We start from the raw sequence: 13,896 nt of genomic DNA, 5'->3' as shown, positions 1-13,896 counted from the left end.
ACCTGCGAACGGGACCGACGCCGCGGTGGACGTCACTTGTCGATGTCGCCGACCACGAAGAACATCGAGCCGAGGATGGCGATCAGGTCCGGTACCAGGCACCCGGGCAGCAGCGTCGACAGTGCCTGCACGTTCGCGTACGAGGCGGTGCGCAGCTTGAGCCGCCACGGCGTCTTCTCGCCCCGGGAGACCAGGTAGTAGCCGTTGATGCCGAGCGGGTTCTCGGTCCAGGCGTAGGTGTGCCCCTCGGGCGCCTTGACGACCTTGGGCAGTCGGGTGTTCACCGGTCCGGCGATCCGGTCCACCCGGTCCAGGCACTGCTCGGCGAGGTCGAGTGAGGCGTACACCTGGTCGAGCAGCACCTCGAACCGGGCGTGGCAGTCCCCGGCGGTCTTCGTCACCACCGGCACGTCGAGCTGGTCGTAGGCCAGGTAGGGCTCGTCCCGGCGCAGGTCGAGGTCGAGCCCGGAGGCCCGGCCGACCGGCCCGGACGCGCCGAACGCGGCGGCGTCGGCGGCGGAGAGCACACCGACGCCGACGGTGCGGGCCAGGAAGATCTCGTTGCGCCGGATCAGGTTGTCCAGGTCGGGCATGCGCCGGCGTACCTCGCCGATGGCGGCGCGGGCGCGGCCGGTCCAGCCGGCCGGCACCTCCTCCTTCAGACCGCCGACCCGGTTGAACATGTAGTGGATCCGGCCGCCGGAGACCTCCTCCATCACCGCCTGGATGGTCTCCCGTTCCCGGAACGCGTAGAACATCGGCGTGATCGCGCCGATCTCCAGCGGGTAGGAGCCGAGGAACATCAGGTGGTTGAGCACCCGGTTCAGCTCGGCCAGCGCCATCCGCAGCCAGGTGGCGCGCTCCGGCACCTCCATGCCCATCAGCCGTTCGACCGCGAGCACCACGCCCAGCTCGTTGGAGAACGCGGACAGCCAGTCGTGCCGGTTGGCCAGCACGATGATCTGCCGGTAGTCGCGGACCTCGAAGAGCTTCTCCGCGCCCCGGTGCATGTAGCCGACGATCGGCTCGGCGGCGACCACCCGCTCCCCGTCGAGCACCAGGCGCAGCCGGAGCACGCCGTGCGTGGACGGGTGCTGCGGCCCGATGTTGAGCACCATGTCGGTGCCGAGCTGCTCACCGCCGGCCCCGGTGCCGACGGTCAGCTCGCGGAGGTCACCGGCGTCCGTGGTCATGCCCGTCATCGTGCCACGAGCGGGTCGAGGGTGACGCCGACCGGCTGCCACAGCCACCAGTGCCCGCCGAGGCCGGCCGGGTCGGTCAGCTCGGCCGCCGCCGACGCGGCGGCCAGCGCCCGCAGGTAGCCGGCCGGGTCCCGGGCGGCCTGGCTCAGCGGCGGTCGCCCGCCGTCTGCCCCGAGCGCCCGCAACGCCTCCCGCTGCGACACCAGGGTGTACGCGCACCGCGTGACCCGCTCACCGGCGGAGGCGACCGAGTCCATGGCGACGTGCGCGGTCACGTCGCACGACCCGTCCGGGACCGGCGGCACCTGTCGCCCGTTCCGGTACCCGCTCAGCGTCCCGTCCACCGGCCGGGTGTCCCGCAGATGCCCGTAGTCGACGGCCAGCGCGACCCCCCGCTCGATCCGCGACACCGCTTCGGCCCACGCCTCGTCCCGGGCCCGCCCGATCTCCACCCGCCCCCACCGACTGTCTCCTTGGCCGCCCCACCCGTGCCCCCCGTCGTCGATCAAGGAGTTCGCGTCGTCCTCCGGGGCCGCGCCCGACGCGAAGTCGTTGATCACCGGGGCCGGGTGGGGCGGGTGGGGCCACCACGTGGTCAGCCAGGCGGTGTCGGTGGGGGAGAGGGCGGGGCCGAGCGTCTCCTCGCCGGTGGCGGGGGCGACCAGGAGGTGGCGCCAGCCGTCGGGGGTGTGGGTGGCGACGTCCAGCGGGACGTTGTCCAGCCACTCGGTGGCGAGCAGCAGGCCGGTGATCCCCTCCGGGATCTCGGGGCGCCAGTCGATCTCCGGTGGCAGGTCGTCCGGGCGGGCGGCGCGTTCCACGGCGACCGGGTGGATCCGGGCGGCCAGCTCCGGAGCGGCGTGCGTCAGCAGCGCGCGGAGCAGCTCGCCCCGGCCGGCGCCCACGTCCACCACGTCCAGCCGGGCCGGGCGGCCCAGCGCCTCGTCCAGGGCGGTGAGCTGCCGGGCCAGGGCGGCGGCGAAGGCCGGTGAGGCGTGCACGCTGGTGCGGAAGTGCGCGGCCGGGCCGGTGCCGGCGACGAAGAAGCCGCCCGGCCCGTAGAGCGCCCGCTCCATCGCGTCGCGCCAGCGCAGACAGGGGTTACCGGAGGTCACGTGCCGACCCTAAGCTGCCCCTGCGCGCCACCGGTGCGGGCGCTTCGGGCGATCGGTGAAGGTTTTCACACCTTCTTGTTTCCGGTCTGTCACCCGGGCGCATACTTGCCATCGACCGGTACCCCCTTCGAGGACTGGATCGCTGCCATGAGCGCACCGCTGCGCCCGCGGGCCCTCCGCGCCCCGCTCGCCTTCCCCCGTACCCTCACCGTCGGCGTGCTCGGCGCCGGCCGGGTCGGCGCCGTGCTCGGCGCGGCCCTCGCCGCCGCCGGTCACCGGGTGGTCGCCGCGTCCGGTTCGTCCGGCGCCTCGCGGGCCCGGCTGGCGCTGCTGCTGCCGCAGACCCCGCACCGCTCCGCGTCCGCCGTGGCGCGCGCCGCCACCGACCTGCTGATCGTCGCGGTCGGAGACGACGCCCTGGCCGGTGTGGTCGCCGAGCTGGCCGCGACCGGCGCGCTGCGTCCCGGGCAGGTGGTGGCGCACACCTCCGGCGCGCACGGGCTGGCCGTGCTGACCCCGGCCGCCGCGGCCGGCGCGCTGCCGCTCGCGCTGCACCCGGCGATGACCTTCACCGGTACGCCGGACGACCTGTCCCGCCTGGCCGGCAGCTCCTACGGGGTGACCGCCCCGGCCGAGCTGCGCCCGCTCGCGGCCCGGCTGGTGGCCGACCTGGGCGGGGTGCCGGAGTGGGTGGGCGAGGCCGACCGGCCGCTCTACCACGCTGCCCTCGCACACGGCGCCAACCACCTGGTGACCCTGGTCAACGACGCGGCCGACCGGCTGCGCGACGCCGGCGTGGACCGGCCGGAGAAGGTGCTCGCCCCGCTGCTGCGGGCCGCCCTGGAGAACGCCCTGGCGCTCGGCGACGACGCGCTGACCGGCCCGGTCTCCCGAGGCGACGCGGGCACCGTACGCCGGCACCTGGACCGGCTGGCCGCGACCGCACCGGAATCCGTACCCGCCTACCTGGCGTTGGCCCGACGGACGGCGGACCGTGCCGTCGCGGCGGGCCGGCTGCGCCCGGCGGACGCGACGCCGCTGCTGGCGGTGCTGGACGGCATGGAGGTGGCCTCCTCGTGGTGAACGTCGTGCACACGCGCAAGGAGCTGGCGGCGGCCCGGGACGGACTGACCGGCACGGTCGGGGTGGTGATGACCATGGGGGCGCTGCACGCCGGGCACGAGACGCTGTTGCGGGCCGCCCGGGAGCGGGCCGACCACGTGCTGGTGACCGTCTTCGTGAACCCGCTCCAGTTCGGCCCGAACGAGGACTTCGACCGCTACCCGCGCACGCTCGACGCCGACCTGGAGATCTGCCGCCGGGCCGGGGTGGACCTGGTCTTCGCGCCCCCGGTGAACGAGATGTACCCGCAGGGGCAGCCGACGGTGCGGCTGAACCCGGGTCCGCTCGGCGAGGACCTGGAGGGCCTGAGCCGTCCCGGCTTCTTCCACGGTGTGCTCACCGTGGTCATGAAGCTGCTCCAGCTCACCCGCCCGGATCTCGCCTTCTTCGGCGAGAAGGACTACCAGCAGCTCACCCTGGTCCGCCGGATGGTCCGCGACCTGGACGTGCCGACCGAGATCGTCGGCGTGCCGACCGTCCGCGAGCCGGACGGGCTGGCGCTGTCCAGCCGCAACCGGTACCTGTCCGCCGAGGAGCGGCGGGCCGCGCTGAGCCTCTCCGCCGCGCTGCGGGCCGGTGTCGCGGCGGCCGAGCGGGGCGACGACGCGGGGGCGGTGCTGGCCGCCGCGCACCGGGCGTTCGACCCGGGTACGTCGGACGCCCGCCTCGACTACCTGGTGCTCACCGACACCGATCTGGAGCCCGGGCCGGTCGCCGGCGCGGCCCGGCTGCTGATCGCCGCCTGGGTCGGCGCCACCCGCCTGATCGACAACACGGCGATCCACCTCGCGCCGCGTCCCTGAACCCCACCACGAACCAACCGCGGAAAGGCACCCCGATGCTCCGGACCATGCTCAAGTCGAAGATCCACCGGGCCACGGTGACCCAGGCCGACCTGCACTACGTCGGCTCGGTGACCGTGGACGAGGATCTGCTCGACGCGGCGGACCTGCTCCCCGGCGAGCAGGTCGCGATCGTGGACATCACCAACGGCGCCCGGCTGGAGACGTACGTGATCCCGGGCCGGCGGGGCAGCGGCGTGATCGGCATCAACGGTGCCGCCGCGCACCTGGTCCACCCCGGTGACCTGGTCATCCTCATCTCGTACGGGCAGATGGACGACGCCGAGGCGCGCGCCTGGCAGCCCCGCGTGGTGCACGTCGACGCCGACAACCGCATCGTCGACCTGACCGCCGACCCGAGCACCGCCGCCCCCGGCACCGCCGGCGATCCCACCCCGAACCCCCTCGCCGCCGCCCTGACCTGATCCACCGACGCGGTCTGTTACCGGAAGGTCATTTTCGGCTACCCTGGTCGCACCGTCGGAATCGACGGTCGTCGGGCTGGGGGAGGCGCGATGGGCCGTGCGATGCGAAGCCTCGTCGCCGCCGTGGTCGCCGGCGTGCTGGTGGCCGGGTGCGCCTCGACGGGCGGGCTGGACGGCGACCTCGGCGACGACTGGGCGGCCATGCCGCCGGCCGGTCCGTTCACCCCGGTGGCCGGTGTCTGCCAGGTCGCCGACTTCACCCCGGCCGTGGGCCTGCCGGCGTACGCGCCGGTCGGCTGCGACCTGCCGCACCGGGTGGAGACGGTGCACGTCGGCGCGTTCACCGTCGACCGGGCCGCCCCGCCGGCGCTCGGCTCACCGGAGATGCGTGGCGCGTTCACCGAGTGCGACACCCGAGCCCGGGGCTACGTGGGCGACGACTGGCGCGCCGGGCGGCTCCGGCTGGCCGTGGCGGTGCCCACCGGCACCGGGTGGACGGCCGGCTCCCGCTGGTACCGGTGCGACCTGACCGAGCTGAACACCGTCGAGGTGGCGGCCGTCGTGGTGACCCGGACGGGCAGCCTGCGCGACGCGCTCAAGCCGCCGTCCCCGCTGCGCCTGGGCTGTCAGCGCACCGGGCAGGACCGCGGCCGGGTGCAGAGGCTCACGCCCGTCGACTGCGCGGTGGCGCACGACGCCGAGTTCGCCGGCGTCTGGGTGGCGCCGGACCGCCCGTACCCGAAGAAGCCGGCGGACTGGGCGCCGCTCTACGCCGGCTGCTTCGACGCCGTCGCGCGCTTCGCCGGGGTGCCCGCCGACGGGTCCCTGCGCTACCGGAGCGACGTGGTGGTCCGGCCGCCCGGCGCCGGCCGCTGGGGGGTCGGCGACCGCGGTGTCCGCTGCTACCTGTGGCTCAGCAACCGCACCGTGACCGGGTCGCTGAAGGCCGCCGGCCCGGCCCGCCTGCCGGTCCGGACGAGGTAGCCGAAACCACTCGTCCCGCCCCCGTCGCCCGGGACGAGGACGCTTCGGGTTGACTGTGCCCATGGACCTACCCACCGTCGACCTGCCCGCGCTGCCCCGGCTGCTCGCCGCGCCCGCGCCCGGCTGGGTGGAGACCACCGACGTGATCGTCGTCGGGTCCGGGGTCGCCGGGCTGACCGCCGCGCTGCACCTGCGCGAGGCCGGCCTGCACGTCACGGTCGTCACCAAGGTGGACATGGACGAGGGCTCCACCCGCTGGGCGCAGGGCGGCATCGCCGCGGTGCTCGACCCGGCGGACAGCTCGGACGCGCACGCGTACGACACCGAGGTGGCCGGCGTCGGCCTCTGCGACCCGGCGGCGGTCCGGGTGCTGGTCGAGGAGGGCCCGGTCCGGCTGCGCGAGCTGATGCGGATCGGGGCGGAGTTCGACCGCAACCCGGACGGCTCGCTGATGCTCGGCCGGGAGGGCGGGCACCGGGCCGACCGGATCGTGCACGCCGGCGGCGACGCCACCGGCGCGGAGGTGCAGCGGGCGTTGCACGCGGCGGTGCGCCGCGACCCCTGGATCCGGCTCGTCGAGCACGCCCTGGTGCTGGACCTGTTGCGCGCGCCGGGTGACGGTCCGGGTGGGCTCGGCCCGGCCTGCGGGATCACCCTGCACGTGCTCGGTGAGGGCAGCGAGGACGGCGTCGGCGCGATCCTCGGCCGCGCGGTGGTGCTGGCCACGGGTGGGATGGGGCAGGTGTTCGCGGCCACCACCAACCCGTCGGTCTCCACCGGCGACGGGGTGGCCCTGGCGCTGCGTGCCGGCGCCGCCGTCACCGACCTGGAGTTCGTCCAGTTCCACCCGACCGCGTTGATCGTGCCGGCCGGTGGGTCGGGCGCCGGCCTGGCGCAGCAGCCGCTGGTCTCGGAGGCGCTGCGGGGCGAGGGCGCCCACCTGGTCGACGGTGACGGCAAGCGGTTCATGGTGGGCCAGCACGAGCTGGCCGAGCTGGCGCCCCGGGACGTGGTGGCCAAGGGCATCCACCGGGTCCTCCTCGCCACCGGGGCGGATCACGTCTTCCTGGACGCGCGGCACCTGGGCGGCGACTTCCTGGCCCGGCGGTTCCCCACCATCGTGGCGTCCTGTCTGGCCGTCGGCGTGGACCCGGCGACCGACCTGATCCCGGTCGCGCCGGCCGCGCACTACGCCTCCGGTGGTGTCCGCACCGACCTGCACGGCCGCACCTCGATTCCCGGGCTGTACGCCTGCGGCGAGGTGGCCTGCACCGGCGTGCACGGCGCGAACCGGCTGGCCAGCAACTCGCTGCTGGAGGGGCTGGTCTTCTCCCGCCGGATCGCCGAGGACATCGCCGCCGGGCTGCCCGAGCAGTTCCGGCCGGCGGAGACCGGCGCCTGGGTGGGCGGCGAGGGCCGGCTGGTGCCGGCGGCGGGCACGCCGGAGCTGCAACGGGCGATGACCCGGGGGGCGGGCGTGCTCCGCTCGGCGGAGACGCTGACCGCCACCGCGGGGGCGCTGACCGCCCTGGGCGAGGGGCGGGGTGTGCCGCGTACCGCCGACTGGGAGGCGACGAACCTGCTCACCGTGGCGTCGACGCTCGTCGCCGCCGCGTACGCCCGCGCGGAGACGCGCGGCTGCCACTGGCGGGAGGACTTCCCCTCGGCCGACGACCGGTGGCGGGGGCACCTGGTGGCCGAGGTGGGCCCGGACGGGCTGCTGTCGGAAAGTTGGGAGCGCAATTCATGATCGAGTCGACGGTGCGGGCGCTGCGGGACGCCGGCCTGGATCCGGACCGGGTCCGGCAGGTCGTGGTCGACGCGCTGGCCGAGGACCTGGGCCCGGACTTCCTCGACGTCACGAGCGTGGCGACCGTCCCGGAGGATCAGCGGGACACCGCCGACCTGGTGGCGCGCGAGGACGGCGTGGTCGCCGGGCTGCCGGTGGCCGCCGCCGTGTTCGAGCTGGTGGGTGAGGTGACCGGCGCCGGGCGTACGGTCGCGGTGTCGCTGGCGGCCCACGACGGTCGGCGGGTGGCCCGCGGCGACGTGCTGGCCACGGTGACCGGGCCGACCCGGCTGCTGCTCACCGCCGAGCGGACGGCGCTCAACCTGCTCTCCCGGATGTCCGGGGTGGCGACCCACACCCGGGCCTGGGCCGACGCGCTGGCCGGCACGAAGGCGATGGTGCTGGACACCCGCAAGACCACGCCGGGGCTGCGCGCGCTGGAGAAGTACGCGGTCCGGGCCGGCGGTGGCACCAACAAGCGGATGGGCCTGCACGACGTCGCCATGATCAAAGACAACCACAAGGTGGCGGCCGGCGGGATCGCGCCGGCGTTCCAGCGGGTCCGGGAGGCGTTCCCGGACGTGCCGGTGCAGGTCGAGGTGGACACGCCGGCCGAGGCGGTGGAGGCGGTCGAGGCCGGGGCGGACTTCCTGCTGCTGGACAACATGACCCCGGCGCAGCTGCGCGAGGTGGTGGCCGTGGTGGGTGACCGGGCGGAGCTGGAGGCGACGGGTGGGCTGACCCTGCCGGTGGCGGCCGAGTACGGGGCCACCGGCGTCGACTTTCTCTCCGTCGGCGCGCTCACCCACTCCTCGCCGATCCTCGACATCGCCCTCGACCTGCGCCAGAAGTAACCGTCTAGGCTGCCGCTGTGCTGCTCTGCATCGACATCGGAAACACCAACACCGTGCTGGCGACCTTCGACGGCGACAAGCTGGTGCACTCCTGGCGGATCAAGACCGACGCCCGTTCCACCGCGGACGAGCTGGGCCTGATGTTCCGGGGGCTGCTGGCCGGTGACGCCGTGGAGATCACCGGGGTGGCGGCCTGCTCGACCGTGCCGGCCGCGTTGCGCTCGCTGCGCACCATGCTGTCCCGCTACTACGCCGACCTGCCGAGCGTGATCGTCGAGCCGGGCGTCCGCACCGGGGTGCAGCTCGCCATCGACAACCCGAAGGAGGTGGGCGCGGACCGGGTGGTGAACACGCTGGCCGCGTACACGCTCTACGGCGGGCCGTCGATCGTGGTGGACTTCGGCACCACCACCAACTTCGACGTGATCAGCGACCGGGGCGAGTTCCTCGGCGGGGCGTTCGCGCCCGGCATCGAGATCTCGTTCGACGCGCTGGCCGCCCGCGCCGCGCAGTTGCGCAAGGTGGAGGCCACCCGGCCGCGCTCGGTGATCGGCAAGAACACCGTCGAGTGCCTCCAGTCCGGCCTCTACTTCGGCTTCGCCGGGCAGGTGGACCGGATCGTCGAGCGGATGTCCGACGAGTTGGGCGAGGTGAAGGCGGTCATCGCCACCGGCGGCCTGGCCTCGCTGGTGCTGGGGGAGTGCCGCACCATCACCCACCACGAGCCGATGATCACCCTGATCGGCCTGCGGATGGTCTACGACCGCAACACCTGATGTCAGTACCGCCGCGCGCGCAGCACGATCGTGCGGTACGGCAGCTCCACGGTGTCCCGGCCGGCCAGCTCCGGGTGGGTGGCGAACAGGTCGGCCAGCCCACCGTCGACCCGCGCCCGCTCGGCCGGGGTGGCGGTCAGCCAGTAGGAGCGGGTGTGCAGCATCGCCACCAACTCGCCCGGCGTGAGCGTGGTGGCGTGGTCGAATTCGCCCACCTGGACCGGGATGAAGGCGGGACCGAAGTCGGCGTACCTGTCGACCACGTCACCGGCCTTGTGGTCGAGGTGGGCGATCCGGGTCAGCTCCGCCACCCAGCCGACCCGCTCGTCGCGGACGTTCCACACCGGCGCGAACGTCCCGCCGGGGCGCAGCACCCGGGCCACCTCCGCGTGGGCCCGCTCCCGGTCGAACCAGTGGTAGGCCTGGCCCGCCAGCACCGCGTCCGCGTCCCCGTCCGGCAGCGGCACCGACTCGGCGCTGCCGGCCAGCGCCGTCGTGCCCGGGGTGGCGGCGGCCAGTTGCGCCCGCATCCCCGGATCCGGCTCGACGGGTACGACGTGGTGCCCGAGCGCGGTCAGGCCGCGGGTGAGGATGCCGGTGCCGGCGCCGAGGTCCACCACCCGGGCCGGGGCGGGCAGCCCGTCCAGCGCCCAGCGCAGCGCCGCCTCGGGATAGCGGGGCCGGAACCGGTCGTACTCGGCGGCGGCGGCGCCGAACGAGAGCGCCGCAGTGGGGTCGGTCATGGCGGGCAGGTTATCCCGTAACGGCCGGCACGACGCTTGAGTACGCTCATGGGCTGACCCCGCCGATGTTCCCCAGGCCTGAGGAAGCGTGCCGTGACCGAGCAGAACGCCCTGCCCACCGACCCCGCCGACGACCTTCCCGAGCAGATGAAGGTCCGCCGGGAGAAGCGGGACCGAATGCTCGCCGAGGGCGTCGAGCCGTACCCGGTCGGTTTCCCGCGGACCAGCACGCTCGCGAAGCTCCGCGAGCGCTACGCCGATCTGCCGACCGACACCGCGACCGGCGACCGGGCCGCGGTCACCGGTCGGGTGATCTTCATCCGCAACACCGGGAAGCTCTGCTTCGCGACCCTGCGCGACGGCGACGGCACCGAACTCCAGGCGATGCTCTCGCTGGACCGGGTCGGGCCGGAGCGGCTGGCCGACTGGAAGCGCCTGGTCGACCTCGGTGACCACGTCGGCGTGACCGGCGAGGTGATCACCAGCCGGCGGGGCGAGCTGTCGGTGCTGGCCGACGAGTGGACGGTCACCGCCAAGGCGCTGCGCCCGCTGCCGGTGGCGCACAAGCCGCTGAGCGAGGAGTCCCGGGTCCGCCAGCGCTACGTGGACCTGGTGGTCCGCCCGCAGGCCCGGCAGATGGTCCGCACCCGGGCCGCGGCGGTCCGCAGCCTGCGCGACACCCTGCACGGGCGGGACTTCATCGAGGTCGAGACGCCGATGCTGCAGTTGCTGCACGGCGGTGCGACGGCCCGCCCATTCGTGACCCACAGCAATGCGCTGGACACCGATCTGTATCTGCGAATCGCGCCGGAACTGTTTCTCAAGCGCGCGGTCGTGGGCGGCGTCGATCGGGTCTTCGAGATCAACCGCAACTTCCGTAATGAGGGCATCGACTCCTCGCACTCGCCGGAGTTCGCGATGCTGGAGACCTACGAGGCGTACGGCGACTACGACACGATGGCCGAGCTGACCCGAAATCTCGTGCAGCAGGCCGCCATCGCGGTCGCCGGCTCGACGACGGTGACGCATGCCGACGGCCGGGAGTTCGACCTGGGCGGCGAGTGGCGCTCGGTGACGCTGTTCGGTGTTCTTTCCGAAGCGCTCGGTGAGGAGGTCACCGTCCGCACCGAAAGGTCACGCCTGGTCGAGTACGCGGACAAGGTCGGCCTCTCGGTGGACCCGAAGTGGGGGCCGGGCAAGCTGGCCGAGGAGTTGTTCGAGGAGCTGGTGGTGCCGTCGTTGCAGGCGCCCACGTTCGTCCGCGACTACCCGGAGGAGACCAGCCCGTTGACCCGGGCGCACCGGAGCGAGCCGGGGCTGGCCGAGAAGTGGGACCTCTACGTGCTGGGATTCGAGCTGGGCACGGCGTACTCCGAGCTGGTCGACCCGGTCGTGCAGCGCGAGCGGCTGGTGGCTCAGGCGCAGCTCGCGGCGCGTGGCGACGACGAGGCGATGCGTCTCGACGAGGACTTTCTCCGGGCGATGGAGTATGGAATGCCGCCCGCCGGTGGTATGGGAATGGGAATCGACCGGCTCCTGATGGCGTTGACCGGCCTGGGAATTCGGGAAACCATCCTCTTCCCGTTGGTCCGCCCCGAGTAGGCGGGCAAAGCTTGGCCGCCTCGTTACGCCATCCTATTGACGGGGCGAGCATCGGGCAGGTTATTGTGCTCTTGTATTGCAGGAGCACAACCCTGCTCGAAAGGAATGTGGGACGTGGCCAAGCAGATCATTCACAAGCTGGTCGATGACCTGGACGGCGGGGACGCTGACGAGACTGTCAAGTTCGCGCTCGACGGCGTGCAGTACGAGATCGACCTGTCGGCCTCCAACGCTGAGAAATTGCGCGGCGAATTCGCGCAGTACATCGCGCACGGCACGAAGGTCGGTCGCGGTGGAGTGGTGGTGGGCGGCCGGGCCGCGCGCGGCCGGGGCGGGGCGACCGCCGACCGCGAGCAGAACCGGGCCATCCGCGAGTGGGCCAAGAAGGCCGGCAAGGACATCTCCGACCGGGGCCGGATCCCGCAGGAGATCGTGGACGAGTACCACGCGAAGGCGGGGCACTGACCCCGAGTAGGCGACGGGCGATCCGACGCCGGTCCGGAGGACGACTCCGGGCCGGCGTCCGTCGTTTCCCGCCCGCGTTGTCACCGAGCGCTGGTTTCCGCCCGTGCGGGCCCGATGTCCGGTCCCACCCCGGCCGGGCGGTCAGGTCTCCCGGCAGGGAAGAAAGCGGTGCCCGGTGGAGTTGTCCACAGGCGGTGGAGACTCCGTCCACAGGCTGTGGACAAGCGCGGTGGGTGCCTGAACCCCCGCTCGGAGCCCCTCGACCGGGCCTTCCACCGGCGGTCGAATTTCGCTCTGCGCGTACAGGCGGGGGTCCCGGAACACCTCCTGAGCGTGGACGGTTGGCAGAAACGACGTCGGAACGGTCATCCAGGGGGTCACACGACCTCAGCGGAGACGGTCCGCGGCGATAGAGTAAGGAGGCACGGACGTCCGTCCCGGACGTTCGCGCACCGGCCCCGCCGAGATCTGACCATCAAGGCGCACGGCATGTGAGGAGCACGAGGGCATGTTCGAGCGGTTCACCGACCGAGCGCGACGGGTTGTCGTCCTGGCCCAAGAAGAGGCCCGGATGCTCAACCACAACTACATCGGCACGGAGCACATCCTGCTGGGCCTGATCCACGAGGGCGAGGGCGTGGCGGCGAAGGCCCTGGAGAGCCTCGGCATCTCCCTGGAGGGTGTGCGTCAGCAGGTCGAGGAGATCATCGGCCAGGGCCAGCAGGCGCCGAGTGGGCACATCCCGTTCACGCCGCGGGCGAAGAAGGTGCTGGAGCTGTCGCTGCGCGAGGCGTTGCAGCTCGGCCACAACTACATCGGCACCGAGCACATCCTGCTCGGCCTGATCCGCGAGGGCGAGGGCGTGGCCGCCCAGGTGCTGGTCAAGCTCGGCGCCGACCTCAACCGGGTCCGCCAGCAGGTGATCCAGTTGCTGTCGGGCTACCAGGGCAAGGAGCCGGCCGCCGCGGGCGCCGCGCCGGGTGAGGCCGCGCCGTCGACCAGCCTGGTGCTGGACCAGTTCGGCCGGAACCTGACCCAGGCCGCCCGCGAGGGCAAGCTCGACCCGGTCATCGGGCGCGAGAAGGAGATCGAGCGGGTCATGCAGGTGCTGTCCCGCCGTACGAAGAACAACCCGGTGTTGATCGGTGAGCCCGGCGTGGGTAAGACCGCGGTGGTGGAGGGGCTGTCCCAGAAGATCATCAAGGGTGAGGTGCCGGAGACGCTGAAGGACAAGCAGCTCTACACGCTCGACCTCGGTGCCCTGGTCGCCGGCTCCCGCTACCGCGGTGACTTCGAGGAGCGTCTGAAGAAGGTGCTCAAGGAGATCCGCACCCGGGGCGACATCATCCTGTTCATCGACGAGATCCACACCCTGGTGGGTGCGGGGGCGGCGGAGGGCGCGATCGACGCGGCGAGCATCCTCAAGCCGATGCTGGCCCGTGGCGAGCTGCAGACCATCGGCGCCACCACGAGCGATGAATACCGGAAATACGTCGAGAAGGACGCGGCCCTGGAACGGCGGTTCCAGCCGGTACGCGTCGAGGAGCCGAGCCTCGACATGACGATTCAGATTCTCAAGGGCCTGCGGGACCGCTACGAGGCGCACCACCGGGTCTCGATCACCGACGGTGCGCTCGTTGCTGCCGCGACTCTGGCCGACCGTTACATCTCGGATCGCTTCCTGCCGGACAAGGCGATCGATCTGATCGACGAGGCGGGTGCGCGGATGCGGATCCGTCGGATGACGGCGCCGCCGGACCTGCGGGACTTCGACGAGCGCATCGCGCAGGTGCGTCGGGACAAGGAGTCGGCGATCGACGCGCAGGACTTCGAGCGGGCGGCGCAGTTGCGTGACAAGGAGAAGCAGCTGCTGGGTCAGAAGGCGCAGCGGGAGAAGGAGTGGAAGGCCGGGGATCTGGACGTCGTCAGTGAGGTCGACGACGAGCAGATCGCCGAGGTGCTCGGTAACTGGACCGG

13 protein-coding genes are annotated in these 13,896 nt (G+C 72.9%); 10 read left to right on the top strand and 3 right to left on the bottom strand.

What is annotated here, in order from left to right:
• Positions 1-32 precede the first annotated feature (32 nt).
• Positions 33-1,202: an NADH-quinone oxidoreductase subunit D gene (locus GA0070213_RS25690; protein WP_175441494.1), complete on the bottom strand. Its 1,170-nt coding sequence runs from the start codon at positions 1,200-1,202 to the stop codon at positions 33-35.
• Complete coding sequence (locus GA0070213_RS25685; RefSeq protein ID WP_091070126.1) at positions 1,199-2,278, bottom strand: SAM-dependent methyltransferase; 1,080 nt, start codon at positions 2,276-2,278, stop codon at positions 1,199-1,201. The genes GA0070213_RS25690 and GA0070213_RS25685 overlap by 4 nt, the downstream gene beginning before the upstream one ends.
• A gap of 186 nt (positions 2,279-2,464) precedes the next feature.
• Here GA0070213_RS25685 and GA0070213_RS25680 point away from each other — a divergent pair, with 186 nt between their 5' ends.
• The 7 genes from GA0070213_RS25680 (at position 2,465) to GA0070213_RS25650 (ending at position 9,109) form a co-directional block, all read left to right on the top strand.
• Complete coding sequence (locus tag GA0070213_RS25680) at positions 2,465-3,400, top strand: Rossmann-like and DUF2520 domain-containing protein (protein ID WP_091070123.1); 936 nt, start codon at positions 2,465-2,467, stop codon at positions 3,398-3,400.
• Positions 3,394-4,242 (top strand): pantoate--beta-alanine ligase, encoded by an 849-nt coding sequence (gene panC, locus GA0070213_RS25675; protein WP_091070120.1) that lies wholly within the window; start codon positions 3,394-3,396, stop codon positions 4,240-4,242. The genes GA0070213_RS25680 and panC overlap by 7 nt, the downstream gene beginning before the upstream one ends.
• Before the next feature lie 35 nt (positions 4,243-4,277).
• Positions 4,278-4,706, top strand: a complete 429-nt coding sequence (gene panD / locus GA0070213_RS25670) for an aspartate 1-decarboxylase (protein WP_091070118.1) — start codon at positions 4,278-4,280, stop codon at positions 4,704-4,706.
• 90 nt (positions 4,707-4,796) lie between these two features.
• Positions 4,797-5,690 (top strand): septum formation family protein, encoded by an 894-nt coding sequence (locus tag GA0070213_RS25665; protein ID WP_091070116.1) that lies wholly within the window; start codon positions 4,797-4,799, stop codon positions 5,688-5,690.
• Positions 5,691-5,751: 61 nt separating this feature from the next.
• Complete coding sequence (locus GA0070213_RS25660) at positions 5,752-7,440, top strand: L-aspartate oxidase (protein ID WP_091070113.1); 1,689 nt, start codon at positions 5,752-5,754, stop codon at positions 7,438-7,440.
• Complete coding sequence (gene nadC / locus GA0070213_RS25655; RefSeq protein ID WP_091070111.1) at positions 7,437-8,333, top strand: carboxylating nicotinate-nucleotide diphosphorylase; 897 nt, start codon at positions 7,437-7,439, stop codon at positions 8,331-8,333. Before GA0070213_RS25660 ends, nadC begins: the two co-directional genes overlap by 4 nt.
• A 17-nt stretch (positions 8,334-8,350) precedes the next feature.
• Positions 8,351-9,109, top strand: a complete 759-nt coding sequence (locus tag GA0070213_RS25650; RefSeq protein WP_091070108.1) for a type III pantothenate kinase — start codon at positions 8,351-8,353, stop codon at positions 9,107-9,109.
• 2 nt (positions 9,110-9,111) lie between these two features.
• On the opposite strand, the gene GA0070213_RS25645 is transcribed toward GA0070213_RS25650, so the two are convergent.
• The gene (locus GA0070213_RS25645) at positions 9,112-9,852 is read right to left on the bottom strand and encodes a class I SAM-dependent methyltransferase (protein ID WP_091070106.1); all 741 of its coding nucleotides are present in this window, start codon (positions 9,850-9,852) and stop codon (positions 9,112-9,114) included.
• 93 nt (positions 9,853-9,945) lie between these two features.
• Between GA0070213_RS25645 and lysS the strand changes: the two genes are divergently transcribed.
• From lysS to GA0070213_RS25630, 3 genes are all read left to right on the top strand, one after another.
• A complete protein-coding gene (gene lysS / locus GA0070213_RS25640; protein WP_091070103.1) occupies positions 9,946-11,454 on the top strand; it encodes a lysine--tRNA ligase in 1,509 nt (502 codons plus the stop codon).
• A gap of 114 nt (positions 11,455-11,568) precedes the next feature.
• Positions 11,569-11,919, top strand: coding sequence for a histone-like nucleoid-structuring protein Lsr2 (locus GA0070213_RS25635; protein ID WP_091070408.1), 351 nt, complete (start codon positions 11,569-11,571; stop codon positions 11,917-11,919).
• Positions 11,920-12,427: 508 nt separating this feature from the next.
• Positions 12,428-13,896, top strand: a 1,469-nt coding sequence (locus GA0070213_RS25630) for a Clp protease N-terminal domain-containing protein (RefSeq protein ID WP_139128723.1), incomplete at its 3' end; no start/stop codon positions are given.

It is taken from the genome of Micromonospora humi, from assembly GCF_900090105.1.
In the GTDB taxonomy this organism is placed as follows: Bacteria; Actinomycetota; Actinomycetes; order Mycobacteriales; family Micromonosporaceae; genus Micromonospora; species Micromonospora humi.
The sequence above is the reverse complement of the archived record's forward strand: the minus strand, read 5'-3'. Positions and strand labels throughout refer to the sequence as shown.